This is a genomic window from Mahella australiensis 50-1 BON, from assembly GCF_000213255.1.
GTDB lineage: Bacteria > Bacillota > Clostridia > Mahellales > Mahellaceae > Mahella > Mahella australiensis.
The window spans coordinates 63,939-79,350 of sequence record NC_015520.1 but is presented as its reverse complement, the minus strand read 5'-3'; the positions used below and the strand labels follow the sequence as shown (position 1 = coordinate 79,350).

Sequence of the window (15,412 nt, the reverse complement as noted above, 5' to 3'; positions counted from 1 at the left end):
ATGCTATTTGGATACGAACTTGATAAGTTGCTACAGCACAAAGAGAATAGAGATAAAGTAGCTGATATATTAACTTTTTTAGAAACTGATCTAGTCAGTGAAGAGCTTTTTCAATACAGAGCAGAACTTATTAACAGATTGCGAGAAATGGGCGAAGATAAACTATATGAGAGAGCAAAAGAAAGGGAAGAAGATGTTAAAAAAGTTGTGGGAAGATTTACCTAAGGGGATGGAGTTAATTAATAAGGAACATGAACTACCAGAAGGACCGACGCCTATTTCTTTGGCTGATGGGAATTATGTTGCAGCTATACGTATGGCACTTAATATGCTTCCGGTAGTGGTGCGAGTGAAAGAGTGTGTTGTGACAGAATTGGACGGCATGATGCCGGAAGTTAAGTTAACGCTTATTATAGAGGGCGAAAAAGAAAGGGGTGAGGTCAATGCCGATTCTAGTGTTTTCACCGCAGAGCAAGACATTTGTGGCGAAAGGCAATGATGGCAAGTTTACACCTATTGGCCCAATAAGAATAGCTGGGCAGGGTGTAATCAATGTTAATGGCAAATCGCCGCCAGGGCCTACGGCAATATCAAGAGAAAAGCCAATAGCTGATAATAGCGCAGATACCAAAGGTTAAACCGCCAAGACTTAAAAGTTGAGGCGGTATTTTTATGCCATTTTTGAGGAGGTGATATGATGCCGTTTAAGATTGACAATACCAAAATATCAAACAAAGCATGGAGCGACGTAGATAAATCAGCAATATGGCAGAGGCTTAAGGCAGGGCTTGATGAGGATGCGGCCGGCACAAGGGAAGCAATAAGGGAAATGTATGCTGTGGTAAAGGCGGCTATTAATGATGACTTAACGCAAGCAGATTGCTGGGGGCCGCACCACGAAATTCAGCAAGACGGGACACTGGTATTAAATCGTGGGGGTGTTATTGCTGCAGCTCAGGCGTTGGCTGGAGCTAGAACTGAACCGAACTTGACATCCGAGCAGATAGCCGAAGCCAAGCAGCATTTGCGCAGGCATTATGAGCAGCTTGAACTGCCCATACCAGATGCGCTGGGTGAGATGGCTGAAATAGCCGCAACTATATCAAGTGAAATAGCTGTCAACGATGTGCCCTTGGCGCCAGGGGCGAACTTAGAGGCCTTGAAAAGCGGCGATGATGACCCATTAGAAGTCGTGGTCGAGATACCAGCTGGCAAATCAAAACGCGGGTGGAATTATACGCCGCAGGTGATACAAAAAATAGCTGGAGAAGTAGCGCTAAAGACGGCAACTGGCTTTCTCGGACATCAAAAGCCCGAGGATGTAGATCATACTTTCCCAACACCAGTTACACATTGGGTAGGCGCTTTGTATAAAGACGGGAAAGCATATATACGCGGTGTTATAGATGCTGCGGCCAAGGATTTAAAGCGTTGGATAAGAGCTGGCAGAGTCAAGCAGGTTAGTATATATGGCATGCCCACGTTGCAGCAGGCTGCCGGAGAGACACAGGTGGTTGATTATCAGCTGCTGTCCATTGATTGGACGCCTTTAGACAGGGCTGGGATGCCTACGTCTATTGTGGCCATTGGGGAAATGGCGGATTTTATATCAGAGCCAATAACAATAAGCGGAGGTGCGAGAATGACTTTACAGGAGACTTTAGCGAAGTTAAAGGAATTAGGTGTTACACCAGGACAAATAGCAGGTGAGATGGGCTGGTCGTTAGACAGTATGGCAAATGAGGTTGATAGTGTTGCTTGGGAGAGCTTGCAAGCTGCTACCAAGGCTATCGGTGAGATAGCAGCTATGTTCAATCTTAAAGATGCCAAGACCGATGATCTTATTAAGGCTGTCAAAGAAGCTAGAGAAGTTCAGGATCAAATGGTAAAGGCCAGAAGAGAGGCCATAATCGATAAAGTCATAGGTGAAATGGTAACAGTTGAAGCTGCAAGGCCATTGGTCAAGAGGATGCTTAATGTACCGGATGATGCCGATGAGGAGACGGTCAAAAAGGCAGTCGGTGAGATGCTGACTCAGGATGACATAAAGCAGGCTATGACTGGTATATTCAAACAGGATGTGATACGTCCGGTAATCAACGACAAATCCGCTGATAGCGGTATGACAATAGTCAAAGCAAGGATATAAGGAGGTATGAATAATGGCTAGAAAAGTATCTAATGGCAAAAGTATAAAAGCAACGTCGCCTGAAACGGTTGCTCAAGGGGAGTTTGTTTTAATAAACAACATATTTGGACTGGCGCTGGAATCGGCAGCTGGCGGTGAACAGGTCGTGTTGGACATTGAACAGGCCGAATATGAAACTAATCAGGTGGCCGCAGGTGTTACTTTTAAAGTAGGGGATGCTGTGTATTTTGATGCTACAGAGAAAGTTTTAACAAATACTGACGGGGCAGGAGCTAACCGGTTAGTAGGACGTGCAACGCAGGCTAGCGATGCTAATGGCGTTGTATGGTTTATATTAGCTCCACAAGCATAAAGGAGGTAATAGATTATGCGTATATTAGATGCTAAAAGTGTGTTGGAAGAACGCAGGAAACAGACAATAACCGAAACATTGGAATATGAGTATAACGGCAGGCGGGGCACTGTTGAGAAAAAAATCGTCAATGGTGAGATGGAGCTTATGCAGCTTAATAAGCCTATTGGTGAGATGCTGACGTCGCCTGAAGATGTAGAGAACATACTAAAGAAGGTTACTTTAGATGTAAACTTTGGTCGTGAACAGGTGCCACTGCTTTATACGCCACTATATCGCAGACTGAGCAATCCACGATTCCCTAGGCTGGTACCGATTGCGGAGTTTAGTCAGGCCAGAGCGGTATTCCTGGAACATCTTGAAGGAGAAGAGGTTAAATTCGGCAGCCGTGTAATGGTTACCGGTGACGGTGTGCCTATAGTTGTGTATGCGGCAGGATTTGACGGTTATACCATCGAGACGGAAGCGTTTGATGAGACTTGGCGGTTGGATCAATTTAATCAGGCGTTGGGCGAGGCTTACAATGCACTTCTGAACCATATCCACCTATCGCCGATATTCACTTACACGTATGCGGCTAAGAACAAGACCGCAGCGGTAACCGATGCTTCTCTGAGCTATTTAGAGAAATTGCGCGCCACTATAAGAAATGGCCTAAAACATGCTGCTCAGGACAAAAACAAAACAACGAATGCGGTGCGGAAGCCTACAGTGTTGCTTGCACATTCTGCAAACCAGGTAGATTTAACCGATGCTATGTCCAGGATGGTCATAAACGGGACTGAGTATCCAGCATTAGGGCAAATAACCACTATGATATTCTATGATGGCTGGAGCGTAACGGTTGGAGATAAAACGTACACCTATGACGGTGTACCGGCTGATAAAGTTTATCTAATCGATCCGAGCCGGTATTTCATAGAGCTTATAAAGCAAGATCTAGTTGTTGAAAATGGCCAACCTGATATAACAAGGTTAACCAGAGCACCTATAGCGGCTTATGCTATGCGCGGTGTGTACGCTTCACCGGCTGATGCTGTTGAAGAAGTAACGTTACCGACAGCTTAACGAAAGTGAGATGTGTGTAAATGACGCCGACTGCCGATTTGCGCAGTAAATTGCGCTTGTATATCGATGAGATAATACCAAACGGAGGCACCGATACAGATACTCGTTTTACTGAGGTCGAATTGGATGATATTTTATCCGAAGCAGCGGATATCTATTCGGCTGCTTCGGAGGCTTGGTTCAGGAAAGCAGCTAGGGCAATGAGCGAGAGAGGTGGGCTAGAGGAGAATAGTGCTGGTGACGAGCGGCATAAGTTCGTATCATTAGAAGCATATCGCGATCACTGCTTGCAGATGTCATCGGTGTATGCACGAATGGCAGGGAGCAGGTCGCGTGTGATGGCCTTTGAGCCGCCCGATGTACTGGGTGGTGAAAGCGATGGATGCTATTGATGCCATGATAGCCGCTACGAATAATCTTATTGCAGAGAACCCAAGCAAAATTAGCATACATCGCACTGAATATATCGAAGATGAGAATGGTGGCCGCAAGAAGGTAGAGATCACATTACCGCCGTTTAGCGGCCGCCTCGTCCCTTCTGCAGCAAAGCCACAAATGGTGCGCGATGAAGCGGGTGGACTGGTGCGTGCTTCTTGGACACTGATAGCGCCGCCGGAGGCTGACATCAGGGTAGGAAGCGATGTTGAGGATACGTTTATAGTCAATGGTCAGACATTCAAGGTAGTGGGCGTGATTTATAGAAAGTGGCATGATCAGGCATATGCAATCCATGCGGAAGCTGAGGTGATGCTATAATGGCTGGTTCTGAAAAGGTAAACAAAAACATCGAGGCGTATGTCGATAGGCTAATAGCCGCGTCTCTGGCATTAGGACAGGACTGGGCTGGTACTTTGGAGGCAGAGATGAAAGAGAAAGCTCCGTGGCACGACAGAACAGGACACGCAAGGCAAGGACTCAAGGGCATACCGCTTATAGAAAAAGACGAAATAACTATCCGGCTGGCACACACAATGGAATACGGCGTATATCTAGAGCTTGCGCATGATGGGAAATATGCTATATTGAAGCCGACAGGCGAGGCCAATGCCGAACGAATATATAAAGATTTCGAGGACTTGTGGAAATGATACGAGAAGCTATAAACAGACAGCTAGCAACAATACCGGAGTTTGGAGGCCGAATATACGAGGCATATATGGCACCGGCCAAGGCCAGGGCCCCATACGTCACCGTCAAGATGGCGTCGCAGCGTGCAAGCACAACAATATCATTCGCTGGCGAAAACAACATAGAAGTGCGCATATACGGAGAGCCGACAAGCTTTAAGACACTTGACGTATTGGAGCAAAAGGTTATAGCTGCCCTAAATGAAAAATATATAGCAGACAGCACTGGCAATAAGTATTATACGAGATGGGTGCCGGGCGGAGCAGATTATACAGAAGATGAACGTGGGTTAATAGTCAGGCTGATATATTTTGCGGCTGGAGTATTAAATGAAAGGAGCTGACTGGATGAAGGCTAATACAAACATAATCATCAAAGACGGCAATCAATATTACAGGCTAAAGGCAGGAGAGGATGTGCCGGAGCTCCCGGCAAAGGTCATCAAAGCGGTTAAGAAGCTTGGATATATAGAAAAAGAAAGAGAGGTAATAAACGATGGCGGCAACACAAACTAAAAGAGGGTATTTGCGCGGCGTTGCAGGAATGGTGATTACGCCGATTAATGCTGACGGTACTGACAAGGTAGATGCTGTAAGCTATGGCATAAAGACGTCACAGGAGATAGGCGTTGAGAATGAAGTTGTCGAAGGCGAAACAAGCGAGCTTCGCGGCGGTGATAAGCTGCTGGTCTACGCAAAGGATGACGATACGGTGGTTGGTGTCAATCTTACACTAACCGACGCGCGGTTCGATGCGCAAGCACTAGTGCTTATCATGGGCGGAACATTGATAGAGGATACTACGGACCCAGAGAACCCGCAGATAATCGGCTGGGAGATGCCGACAATAGAAGAGCAGCAAAATAAGCCAGTGTTCAAGTCAGAGGTATATGTAAGGAGCTTTGACTCACATGCAGTATTGGAGGGCTTTGTTAAATACAGTTTCCCGTATTGCAAAGGAGTCGTAGGCGACGTAACTCACAGCGATTCAGAGTGGGCTACACCGGAAATAAACATATGGGCGCAGGAAAACCCGTCGGTCGCTGGCGGGGTGTATAAAAAAGAATTTGTAACAGCGCTAGCACAAGAGCTGCAATGAGGTGAATTATGAACGATAAGAGGCCAATTTCTCTTGAAGAATTAAAACAATTAGCACAGCCAGACATCATAGAAATATCGGGATTTAAGCCGGGCGAGACAATAACCATAGCGGTAAAGATGGTAGATTTGACACCATATTTGCTGGAGCTTAACATAGGCAACCCGGTTATAGACAACAAAGGCAAAACAGACACTGGCATTGAACTGCAAATCAAAGACATAGTACCCATTCTAGATGAGGTAGTGAAGGAGGCGATGGTACAACCGACATACGGTGAATTTGTGAGCATAACACCGATGACATTCGACCAAAAACTGCAAATATTCAATTACGCTATGGGAGATTTGGAGAGGCTGTCATCGTTTCGGCAAGAGTGAAGGGTTTGAGCGGCTAGCCATAATAGCAAAATATTGGGGTGTGCCGCCGTCAAGTTATCTATCCGGGCTTACAGGCATTCACAGGTTTTGGATAGACGAGGCGGCGGCACTTCATCTCGTTGAGCTTGAAAAGAAAAAAGCAAACGGAGAAAGAGACGCTGAATGGGTAGGAGAAAACATATTGTAGAGAGGGGGCGGGCATATGCCGGACCTTGGCAATGTATATTTTGATATAACAGTCAAGCTGGACCAGCTTTCGGCCGGAATTAAGCAAGCGCAGGCTCAAATAGCGCAGCTTGACAGCGATATAAACAAAAAGACACAATCAGTAAGCAGCAAGTTTGAAAACATGGGTAAATCGTTATCCAAGACGGGCAAGACGATGTCGTTAGCAGTAACCGCCCCGCTCGTGGCGGCTGGTGGCATGGCAGTAAAGACAGCGGCTGATTTCGAAAGCATGGGCAACACATTCAAGGCGGTGTCTGGGGCTACAAGCGAGCAGTTTAAGCGTATGAGCGATCTTGCTAAAGAGCTAGGCAATGACATAACACTACCGGGTACATCTGCTACAGACGCAGCAGCAGCTATGACAGAGCTCGTTAAAGCAGGTCTTTCGATAGATGATACGTTCAAAGCGGCAAAAGCCACGCTGCAGCTATCTGCAGCAGCACAGATAGACAATGCAGAGGCAGCTACAATAGTCGGCCAAGCGCTGAACGCTTTCGGATTGAGCGGAGATAAGGCTATAACAGTTGCTGACTTGCTCGCAAACAGCGCTAATGCAAGTGCAGGCGAAATAACAGATATGGCATATGCTCTCCAAGCTGGCGCAAGCGTTGCAAATATGGCGGGGCAAAGCATTGAAGATTTCACAACTGCGATATCGCTTATGGCAAATGCAGGCGTAACAGGCAGCGATGCTGGCACTAGCTTGAAGTCGATGTTTATGTCGCTGATTAGCCCGACTGACAAAGCGGCTAAAACTATGAAGCAATATGGGCTAAACGTATATGACGCTAATGGACAGCTTAAACCGTTGCCGGAGCTTGTAGATCTGTTCAGCAGTAAGCTGGGAGGAATGACTGACCAGCAGCGCAATGCCACGCTGGCAACTATATTCGGCAGCGATGCAATAAGAGCTGCAAATATAGTGCTGATAGAAGGCGCTAATAAGTGGGATAACATGAGTGAAGCTGTTAACAAGAGCGGCGGGGCAGCAGAGGTAGCAGGCAGCAAGATGCAAGGCACAAAAGGACAGATTGAGGCGCTGAAATCCAATCTTGAAACGCTGGCTATAACGATAGGTGAGAAGTTATTGCCGTTCGTTAACAAGCTGGTTGACGGGCTAACAAAGGTGATAGATTGGTTTAGCAACTTATCTCCGGCAACTCAAGATATGATACTCAAGATGCTGGCCCTTGCAGCAGCAATAGGCCCGGTTATATTAACAGTTGGCAAGTTTATGGAAGCTTTTAGCGCTATCAGCAAAGGTATAAAAGGGATATCGAAGGGATTCGGGCTGGCTAAAGGAGCAATAGGCGGTTTTAAGGTGGTGTTAAGCGCGCTGACTGGCCCGATAGGGATAGCAGTTCTAGCTATAGCAGGCATAGTAACAGCGGCGATTCTCATCTACAAGAACTGGGATAAGATATCTTCGTGGTTAAAACAAACATGGCAGAGCATAGCTGAATTTGCATCTTCCGTTTGGGGCGGCATAGTTAACTTCTTTAGCACGATATGGGACGGCGTTTCAACGTTCTTTTCTACGGCTTGGAATGGCATAACAACAACGTTAAGCGGTATTTGGAACGGGTTAAAAGAAACAGCAACTGTCATATGGGAAGGGATAAAGGCGGTTATTATGGCCCCGGTAACATTTGTTACAGAGACAGTTCCGCAATTGTTTCAAGAGTTTGTCGATTTGATAATAAACGCTTTTCAATGGCTGTATAATCACAATTATTATTTCCAAGACCTGGTGGACTTCATTGTCAATGTGTTCACTTGGTTAAAGGAGACAGCTATAGAAATATGGAATTCTATAGTAGAGCTCTTGACAAATTTATGGAACGGAATAAAAGAAACAGCTACGGCCATATGGACAGCGGTTTCAGACTTCTTTACTACAGCGTTTAACACTGTAAAAAATACTGCTACAAATATTTGGAACGGCATAACTACGTTCTTGTCTAACATATGGAACGGCATAAAGAATACTGCTAGCCGCATATGGAACGGCATAAAGAACACTATAACAAGCATATTCAACACAGCTAAAACAAAGGTAACGGATACAGCAAACGGCATAAAAACAAGCATATCGAATATTTGGAACAGCATATGGAACACGATAAAGGGCATGGCAAGCAAGATATGGAACGCTGTAGTAGAACCGTTTAACACCGCTAAAGGCAAGGTGCTCAATATAGTAGGCGATGCTTGGAATTGGGGCAAGAATCTTATCAATAATATAATCGGCGGTATAAAAAGTATGATAGGCAAAGTTGCGGATGTGGCAAAAGACGTTGCAGGAACCATAGCCCGCTTTCTCGGGTTCCACAGCCCGGCAAAAGAGGGGCCAGGCAGATATGCCGATGAATGGATGCCGAATCTCATGAAGATGTTGCAGCAGGGCATAGATGAAAGCATACCAGCGCTTCAGGAAAAATTAGCCATGGTATTGCAGCCTAATATTGCTGCACCTGCTGCGGTAAAAGCTGCCACGGTAACAAACCAGCAAAATGCGCCGCTTTTATATATCGAAAATATGTCTGTGCGCAATGACCAAGATATTGATAAGCTTTCACAGGCCATGTATAACCAGAACATGAAAGTTATGCGGGCGATGGGGAGGAAAAGCATATGACGGACTTTAAGATAGACGGCAAAAGCTGTGCTGACTTTGGCATTTATCTGCTGGACAGGTCAATACGTTCCTTGCCTAATTTACGAGAAAACGAGATAACCATCCCAGGGAAACATGGAATATATGACGCTGGAACAGAGTTTGGGACAAACACAATAACGCTTGACTTAGGCGTTGTGGAGCGTAATGTATCAACGGTATATTCAAAAATACGGGAATTTGCCAATTATATAAGCCCGCTGGTTGGGTATCGTGAATTAATATTTGAGGATGAGCCAAGTTTGGTACGATACGTAAAAGTTTCAGAGGGCGCAGAAATAGACATGATGTATAATGCCATAAAGAATATAGGTAAATTCTCTATAACCTTTAAGATGGCAGATCCATTTGTATATAAAGCTGACTGGTATATAGAGGAATGGGATGCACTACATGGAGGCAGTACCATTATTGTAAATAATGGCGGGATAGAATGTCCAGTTATTCTAAAGATATATGTGCCGGCAAACACCATAGCCACACAGCCGGCCACAGGCCTTGGAACGACGAACTCCGGAACTACTGGTGGCGCATCGGTTACGGGAGTGGCGATAAGCATAAACGGTCAGACAGTCAAGTACAAAGGCGAAATAGAAGAGGGCGATGAGGTCATCATAGATACGGGCAATTTTACGGTTACTATGAACGGCCAGAATGCCATGCAGTATTGGGAAGGAGAATTCCCACAATTGCAGGCCGGAGAGAACATCATAACAGAACATGATGACAGTGGTGTGGGCGCAAAGGTCGTATTCCAATTCAGAGAGAGGTGGTTATAATGCCAGGTTTTACTATACGCCGTGATTCCAGTATAAACAACGTGCCAGTGGTGGGCTATCAAGACAGCGCGGACGCTCAGGACATAATCCTATGGGGTGCTGTGCAGGTATCAGAAACTGGCAACACGGATGCCAACGGCATATTTCTGACGCAGCATAAACCCATAATAGACATAAGCCATGACTGGCGTGTGGACGGTAACGGAGTGCCGAGGGAACGAATACTTGACGATAAGGATATAACAGCCAAGACATCGGGCGGCGCTGCATTATACATCGGCATTGTAGATGGAACTGCTGGGAGCATAAAACTATACACGGACAATGCAAAGGCGACCGTGGCTGCTAATCTCACAGGTGTGCAGGTTGGCTTCTATACATTACTTCCAGTTTCACTTACAAGTGACGGAAAAATAAACGTAGAACTTGGAGGTGCGGCTGACGCAGACAGCGATCCAAGCTTCAAAGTCTACATCAAAGATATAACAGGCTGGCATCCAGTGTGTGTAAGTCCGAACAGCGACGCCATAACATCGCCATATCAGAGTACGCCGGAAAGCAGCAAATATGCGCCACTGGCAGTTGCGGCTTTTGATTTATTTTATAACGGTAGCCAATGGCAGCGCAAGAGAGAGCCTGTCATGGTGATAAAGAAGGATATAAGCACATCGGCTGGTGCCACTACTCCATTTTGGACACCAGCTAGTGGTAAAAGAGCGCGGTTAATGAAATTAATTATAAGCAATCATGCTACAGCACCAGTGAGGGTATGGTTGCGTAATGGTACTACGGGTATTTCGTCAGATATAACATTGCCAGCGCAATCGGTACATGAGTTTGATTTCGGGCAAGGTTTATTGTCGTCGGTAGATACAGCACTTGGGTTAGCGTGTAATGCAGGCGTTGATATAGGTATAACGGCGATGGGGATGGAAGAATAATGAGGAACTATCCAATCGTTGTAGATAACAATGGCAACCCAGTTGCTGTTTTGGATAAGGCGTTTGATGCTAAGATGACAGATCAGCTCATAACCGATACAAACGGTCAGGAAACAATTGAATTTAGTTTGCCGATGGATGATAGAAAGAGAGGATATTTGGATAATGAGGTTCATATTCGTTGTATGGGACGGGAGTTTTCAGTTCGGGTATTAGAGGATACTAGGTCGCAGGACGGCCAGCTCACAACCAAGGTGACAGCAGAAGCAACATGGTATGACTTGGCAGACCCGGAGCCGGTGAGCAACTTATCCATGACTAACGTTGGTGCTAGACCAGTGATAGACAAGATATTGAAAAATACCAACTGGACCGTTGGAACTGTGGAGATAAGCATACCGAGGAATTTTGCAATAGGTGATCCGGTATCGCCGCTTGAAGCATTGAGACAGGTGCCATTAGTTTATGGTGGGGAGCTGCAATTCGATAGTATAAACAAAAAGGTTAATTTGCTTGAGCAGGTGGGCGAGGAGCGGGGCATATTATTTGCGTATAAAAAGAATATAAGTGAAGTGCGGCGGATAATGGATACCAGGGATATTGTAACCCGTATATATCCGTATGGGGCAAGCGGTTTAACAATAGCATCAGTCAACAATGGCAAGGAGTATATAGAGGATTACAGTTGGTTTGACACGGTTGGAAAGCCGAGGTTACTTAAAGCTGCCACAGTGCAAGATGAACGGTTTACCAATCCGAGCCATTTGAAACAATGGGCTGAGGATAAACTGGCTAAAGCATCATGGCCAACTATCAGCTATGAAGTGAGCGTTGCGCTGCTTGATGATATACCGGATTTGGGCGACATAGTAATAGTCTATGACGAAGAATTAGGGCTTAATCAGCGCATGAGAGTAGCTCAACGGAGTATAGATGTGCTTGAGCCTTTTAATTCAACGGTACAGCTCGATACAGCGCTTAAGACGTTAGCAGACCAGATGGTTGATACGGGAGGTGGCGGAACCAGCGTGGCAGCGGTCACCGATGCGGTTCAGCAGGCGATGGAAGACGTTGTTATGTTCAACCTGCTGTTCAACAGCCGGGCCGATGATGGCTTCAACTACTGGATAAACCAGGGTTGGACGGTCGATAACACGGCGGGTGTATCGGGGAAAGCGGCATTTGTAGCTACTGGCCAGATGGGAGTAGAGAAATCATTGTCGCAGACTGTTTCAGTCGCAAACAGAGAAGCTTATACCATATCGGCGCAGGTTGAGCTTGACAATATAAGCATGGGCCCGAGCGGCCGCATAGGCTTTGAGATTATAATAGAATACGAGGATGGCACGACAGAAACTCAATTTATAGAGGTGGGTTAAAATGCAAAAGTTCGCAAAGACGTTTAGACCGGAACAGGGTATAAGTCGTGTTCAAAAAATAACTGTTAAACTGACAACCCGAGATTGCACTGGTGTTGTAAAAGTAACAGATATTATGCTGCAGGGCGGAAGCATAGCCACGACATGGGTAGGTCATCCGTCCGAAATAAGGTGGTCGTTCGACAATGGCTAATAGATATATGCGTTATTTAGGACGCATTGAAAAGAGTGCTGTAAAAAGAATAAGTAGACTTATCGTCAAACTTGTGGCTAGAGATTTTGAAGGCGTTGTTAAAACAACGGATATTCAAGTACAAGACGGGAAATTATTGACTGGATGGGTACCTGCCTCACAGGATATGCTTGAACGCCGCAGAACAAATGGAGTAATAGAGCCGCCGAAACATTTCAACGCGCTTGTCAGAGGTTCGGCTATAGTTCTGATACCGAATAGAGGTTCAGCTACAACGGGTTTGGATTGGGAGGCGTCGATACAGAAGAATACGACGGGTTTCTTTACCTTATCGTCCTACTATGAAACTAGGACATTCAAGTACACAGGAACGCTGGCACGCGGAGATGAAGTAGAAGTGAACGCAGCCAGCCATATAGTATTAAAAAACGGTCAACCTGCTAATTCGGCTGAATATGTAGGAGCACAGATGACATGCCCGGCAGGTGATGCCAGATACCGGGTGACCATGAATGAGAGAGATGCCGCGCGGTTTGTGTTCCGCATTACCGAATGGGATGTGAAGGAAGGTGTGACATGGTGAGGCATTATATGTCATGGACCTATTCTAAGTCATCGAGAATGTATCAGGAATTAAACGATTACGGCGACAAGTTTTATATGGTGTCGTTATTCGATTTCCACGTCAACTATATCAATGGTACGCACACCGACGGGACCATAACCGGGAGCATACCGGGCGCCGAGATGGAGATAGTCAACAAATGGCCGCACATCAAGTGGTATCTGTGTGTGAGAAATGACGGCTATGAAGCGGCGTTTCAGGATTTGCTGGATAACGCAGGAGGTGCTCAGGACACATTTATATCAGAGATACAGAGGCTCATAAACCAATATCCGTTTGCAACGGGTATTGACATAGACCTAGAGCGGGGCGGCAGCTCGGCTAATACTTCTAAAGCAGTAGCATTGTTTCAACGCATAGCAAATACGGTTCACGCAAGAGGCAAGTTGTTTCATGCAGATTTGCCTGGGTTAACTGGACCAGGGCAATCATTAGGTGGTGAATATTGGTGCGATTATCAGCAACTTGGGCAAATATTCGACAGCTGCACCATCATGAGCTATGGCTATGCTTGGGCCGGGAGTGCACCGGGACCGATTTCGCCAAGAGGATGGCTAGAAGACGTGTATAATTACGCTGTGACGGTTATCCCATCCGCAAAAATATATATGGGTCTGCCGGGTTATGGTTATAGATGGCAGATAGACCATCCGACTACTGGGTATAGAGGTACTTCGTGGTTATATACAGCAGCAGTAGAATGGATGCTTGGACATTACAACCATACTGACGATAGGCCGCCACAACCTCTTATTCCATGGGCTGCTCTGTGGGATGAAGATAATATGTGTCCGTATATGTTGCTTCATATATATGATATGCAGATAGCTGAAGATAGAAAAAATACCATAAGTCCGTTTGTTCAGGGCGATTATGGCGGTAAGACTTTCATGACAGCATACCGCAAAACGCAAACACCGTCGTTTGTTGGGAGTGTGGCAAGTAGAGCTGGCGATATGTATGACAATCATGGTGGAGCATTAACGCAAGGAGCTGGGTATGTATCTTCACGTCAGCCGAGGCCGCTTGAGGAAGGTTCTGAAGAATATGAGGATGAAGGCTGGGCTGAATATAATGTCAGCATATCATCAAGCGGAACGTACGATATAGCTATTAGGATAAATTATCCATGGTTTGACAAAGATTATATAACCATATCAATAGATGGCTCGAGTTATAGCGTTTCACAGCCTAATCAATGGTATCCGTTGGCTAGAAGTGCGCATTGGGCGAAATTGGCGACTGTTTCACTTTCGGCAGGCAGTCACATAATACGCTTTGAAGGCGGGAGTACCGCATATGGAGTGCAGTTCTATGGATTCAATATATGCCAGTCATTTACGTTTACAATGGATGCTGGGCAAGCTGAATGGACACTCACGCCGCAGACATATATTGACGTAAATGGACAAGAAGTTCAAGCGGCTGATGGTTATAGGCTCACGCTGGAGGTATTACGCAGAGCACCGGAGTATGCCTCTATATGGAATGATGATTTTAGGTCATATGCGCCCGCGGAATATGAAGAATGGAATAGTGCTTTATTCAATAATTACTATACCACGTCTGGCGGAACATGGATAGTACAAGGTAGGGCTGGGCTTGCAAGTCACTTGAAACAGACTTCTGTAGCGACATCTCAATGTATGCTTGATTACGGTTCGTTTGGAGATATGGCTGTATGGGCCACGTTTTCATTTACAGGCCAAGAGGCCGGCATCATATTCGGCAACAACAAAGTGGGTTTGCAAAACGGGAAGGTGGTCTTATACGCAAATGGATCACAGGTAGCGACTGCGACTGCAAATACTAGTGGGAGCAATACCCTGCGTGTCAGAGTCAGAGGCAGCGAGTGTAAGGTATGGTTAAACAGTAGTTTAGTTATAACAGCGTCAGCAAGCGGTAGTAATCGTATAGGGTTATATACTACTAATGCTTCAATAGACTGTACATTATTTGCATCAGGGGATGCATATTGGATGTATCCTCAGGAGGCGGTGACGGTTACCACACCGGCAGGCACGCAGCAATTGGGTAGAATTGTGAGAACGGGCGTTGATTGGAATTCTGTTTGGGGCTATATACGAGTGCCGGCAGGAACAGAAGAGGCTAACACGCGCAGCGAAACAATATCAATGGATTGGGACTATCTGCACTCCGATATTTTTAACGCTGATAGAGATTTAACGGTAATAGTAAAAGCCGATGACATAGGCATATGGGTAAGCAGGCTTTATCTGTGCGATGCCGACGGGGCCAGCATAGCCTATTATTCAGACGTCAACCAGTACCAGTATTGGATGGACAGAGCAGAGTTTGAATGGGGTTTGCAGGGCATAGGCGTATGGGCATTAGGCCAGCAGGATCCGGCCGTATACAAATACCTGCCGTCAATGATATGAAGGAAGGAATGAC

20 protein-coding genes are annotated in these 15,412 nt (G+C 45.9%); all 20 read left to right on the top strand.

The features are described from left to right. Entirely contained in the window at positions 1-225 is a 225-nt protein-coding gene (locus tag MAHAU_RS00355; RefSeq protein ID WP_013779731.1) for a hypothetical protein, read from the top strand. Further along, positions 194-499 carry a hypothetical protein gene (locus MAHAU_RS00350; protein WP_013779730.1) on the top strand — a complete coding sequence of 102 codons (306 nt, stop codon included), beginning with the start codon at positions 194-196 and terminating at the stop codon, positions 497-499. The genes MAHAU_RS00355 and MAHAU_RS00350 overlap by 32 nt, the downstream gene beginning before the upstream one ends. Then, positions 483-638, top strand: a complete 156-nt coding sequence (locus tag MAHAU_RS15495) for a hypothetical protein (protein ID WP_171804949.1) — start codon at positions 483-485, stop codon at positions 636-638. The genes MAHAU_RS00350 and MAHAU_RS15495 overlap by 17 nt, the downstream gene beginning before the upstream one ends. A gap of 56 nt (positions 639-694) precedes the next feature. Continuing rightward, complete coding sequence (locus tag MAHAU_RS00345; protein WP_245543924.1) at positions 695-2,149, top strand: hypothetical protein; 1,455 nt, start codon at positions 695-697, stop codon at positions 2,147-2,149. Between the two features lie 13 nt (positions 2,150-2,162). Beyond that, positions 2,163-2,501, top strand: coding sequence for a DUF2190 family protein (locus tag MAHAU_RS00340; RefSeq protein WP_013779727.1), 339 nt, complete (start codon positions 2,163-2,165; stop codon positions 2,499-2,501). Between the two features lie 15 nt (positions 2,502-2,516). Further along, complete coding sequence (locus MAHAU_RS00335; protein WP_013779726.1) at positions 2,517-3,569, top strand: hypothetical protein; 1,053 nt, start codon at positions 2,517-2,519, stop codon at positions 3,567-3,569. Between the two features lie 20 nt (positions 3,570-3,589). After that, positions 3,590-3,961 (top strand): hypothetical protein, encoded by a 372-nt coding sequence (locus MAHAU_RS00330; protein ID WP_013779725.1) that lies wholly within the window; start codon positions 3,590-3,592, stop codon positions 3,959-3,961. Next, a complete protein-coding gene (locus tag MAHAU_RS00325) occupies positions 3,948-4,325 on the top strand; it encodes a hypothetical protein (RefSeq protein WP_041643721.1) in 378 nt (125 codons plus the stop codon). The genes MAHAU_RS00330 and MAHAU_RS00325 overlap by 14 nt, the downstream gene beginning before the upstream one ends. After that, on the top strand, positions 4,325-4,657 hold the full coding sequence (locus MAHAU_RS00320; protein ID WP_013779723.1) for a hypothetical protein: 333 nt from the start codon (positions 4,325-4,327) through the stop codon (positions 4,655-4,657). Before MAHAU_RS00325 ends, MAHAU_RS00320 begins: the two co-directional genes overlap by 1 nt. Continuing rightward, positions 4,654-5,040 (top strand): hypothetical protein, encoded by a 387-nt coding sequence (locus MAHAU_RS00315; protein ID WP_013779722.1) that lies wholly within the window; start codon positions 4,654-4,656, stop codon positions 5,038-5,040. The genes MAHAU_RS00320 and MAHAU_RS00315 overlap by 4 nt, the downstream gene beginning before the upstream one ends. 4 nt (positions 5,041-5,044) lie before the next feature. Then, positions 5,045-5,212 carry a hypothetical protein gene (locus MAHAU_RS15645; RefSeq protein ID WP_171804948.1) on the top strand — a complete coding sequence of 56 codons (168 nt, stop codon included), beginning with the start codon at positions 5,045-5,047 and terminating at the stop codon, positions 5,210-5,212. Further along, positions 5,193-5,795: a hypothetical protein gene (locus MAHAU_RS00310; RefSeq protein WP_013779720.1), complete on the top strand. Its 603-nt coding sequence runs from the start codon at positions 5,193-5,195 to the stop codon at positions 5,793-5,795. Before MAHAU_RS15645 ends, MAHAU_RS00310 begins: the two co-directional genes overlap by 20 nt. An 8-nt stretch (positions 5,796-5,803) precedes the next feature. Beyond that, positions 5,804-6,175, top strand: a complete 372-nt coding sequence (locus MAHAU_RS00305) for a hypothetical protein (RefSeq protein WP_013779719.1) — start codon at positions 5,804-5,806, stop codon at positions 6,173-6,175. 202 nt (positions 6,176-6,377) lie between these two features. Then, on the top strand, positions 6,378-9,041 hold the full coding sequence (locus MAHAU_RS00300; RefSeq protein ID WP_013779718.1) for a phage tail tape measure protein: 2,664 nt from the start codon (positions 6,378-6,380) through the stop codon (positions 9,039-9,041). Next, positions 9,038-9,859, top strand: coding sequence for a phage tail domain-containing protein (locus MAHAU_RS00295; protein WP_013779717.1), 822 nt, complete (start codon positions 9,038-9,040; stop codon positions 9,857-9,859). Before MAHAU_RS00300 ends, MAHAU_RS00295 begins: the two co-directional genes overlap by 4 nt. After that, positions 9,859-10,800: a hypothetical protein gene (locus tag MAHAU_RS00290; RefSeq protein ID WP_013779716.1), complete on the top strand. Its 942-nt coding sequence runs from the start codon at positions 9,859-9,861 to the stop codon at positions 10,798-10,800. Before MAHAU_RS00295 ends, MAHAU_RS00290 begins: the two co-directional genes overlap by 1 nt. Then, a complete protein-coding gene (locus tag MAHAU_RS00285) occupies positions 10,800-12,179 on the top strand; it encodes a phage tail protein (RefSeq protein ID WP_013779715.1) in 1,380 nt (459 codons plus the stop codon). The genes MAHAU_RS00290 and MAHAU_RS00285 overlap by 1 nt, the downstream gene beginning before the upstream one ends. A 1-nt stretch (position 12,180) precedes the next feature. Continuing rightward, complete coding sequence (locus MAHAU_RS00280) at positions 12,181-12,372, top strand: hypothetical protein (RefSeq protein WP_013779714.1); 192 nt, start codon at positions 12,181-12,183, stop codon at positions 12,370-12,372. Then, the gene (locus MAHAU_RS00275; protein WP_013779713.1) at positions 12,365-12,955 is read left to right on the top strand and encodes a phage tail family protein; all 591 of its coding nucleotides are present in this window, start codon (positions 12,365-12,367) and stop codon (positions 12,953-12,955) included. The genes MAHAU_RS00280 and MAHAU_RS00275 overlap by 8 nt, the downstream gene beginning before the upstream one ends. Beyond that, entirely contained in the window at positions 12,949-15,399 is a 2,451-nt protein-coding gene (locus MAHAU_RS00270; protein WP_013779712.1) for a glycosyl hydrolase family 18 protein, read from the top strand. Before MAHAU_RS00275 ends, MAHAU_RS00270 begins: the two co-directional genes overlap by 7 nt. Positions 15,400-15,412 lie beyond the last annotated feature (13 nt).

Coding starts and splice junctions, on each gene's coding strand:
- MAHAU_RS00355 (WP_013779731.1), top strand. CDS start 1: ATGCTATTTGGATACGAACTTGATAAGTTGCTACAGCACAAAGAGAAT.
- MAHAU_RS00350 (WP_013779730.1), top strand. CDS start 194: ATGTTAAAAAAGTTGTGGGAAGATTTACCTAAGGGGATGGAGTTAATT.
- MAHAU_RS00345 (WP_245543924.1), top strand. CDS start 695: ATGATGCCGTTTAAGATTGACAATACCAAAATATCAAACAAAGCATGG.
- MAHAU_RS00340 (WP_013779727.1), top strand. CDS start 2,163: ATGGCTAGAAAAGTATCTAATGGCAAAAGTATAAAAGCAACGTCGCCT.
- MAHAU_RS00335 (WP_013779726.1), top strand. CDS start 2,517: ATGCGTATATTAGATGCTAAAAGTGTGTTGGAAGAACGCAGGAAACAG.
- MAHAU_RS00330 (WP_013779725.1), top strand. CDS start 3,590: ATGACGCCGACTGCCGATTTGCGCAGTAAATTGCGCTTGTATATCGAT.
- MAHAU_RS00325 (WP_041643721.1), top strand. CDS start 3,948: ATGGATGCTATTGATGCCATGATAGCCGCTACGAATAATCTTATTGCA.
- MAHAU_RS00320 (WP_013779723.1), top strand. CDS start 4,325: ATGGCTGGTTCTGAAAAGGTAAACAAAAACATCGAGGCGTATGTCGAT.
- MAHAU_RS00315 (WP_013779722.1), top strand. CDS start 4,654: ATGATACGAGAAGCTATAAACAGACAGCTAGCAACAATACCGGAGTTT.
- MAHAU_RS15645 (WP_171804948.1), top strand. CDS start 5,045: ATGAAGGCTAATACAAACATAATCATCAAAGACGGCAATCAATATTAC.
- MAHAU_RS00310 (WP_013779720.1), top strand. CDS start 5,193: ATGGCGGCAACACAAACTAAAAGAGGGTATTTGCGCGGCGTTGCAGGA.
- MAHAU_RS00305 (WP_013779719.1), top strand. CDS start 5,804: ATGAACGATAAGAGGCCAATTTCTCTTGAAGAATTAAAACAATTAGCA.
- MAHAU_RS00300 (WP_013779718.1), top strand. CDS start 6,378: ATGCCGGACCTTGGCAATGTATATTTTGATATAACAGTCAAGCTGGAC.
- MAHAU_RS00295 (WP_013779717.1), top strand. CDS start 9,038: ATGACGGACTTTAAGATAGACGGCAAAAGCTGTGCTGACTTTGGCATT.
- MAHAU_RS00290 (WP_013779716.1), top strand. CDS start 9,859: ATGCCAGGTTTTACTATACGCCGTGATTCCAGTATAAACAACGTGCCA.
- MAHAU_RS00285 (WP_013779715.1), top strand. CDS start 10,800: ATGAGGAACTATCCAATCGTTGTAGATAACAATGGCAACCCAGTTGCT.
- MAHAU_RS00280 (WP_013779714.1), top strand. CDS start 12,181: ATGCAAAAGTTCGCAAAGACGTTTAGACCGGAACAGGGTATAAGTCGT.
- MAHAU_RS00275 (WP_013779713.1), top strand. CDS start 12,365: ATGGCTAATAGATATATGCGTTATTTAGGACGCATTGAAAAGAGTGCT.
- MAHAU_RS00270 (WP_013779712.1), top strand. CDS start 12,949: ATGGTGAGGCATTATATGTCATGGACCTATTCTAAGTCATCGAGAATG.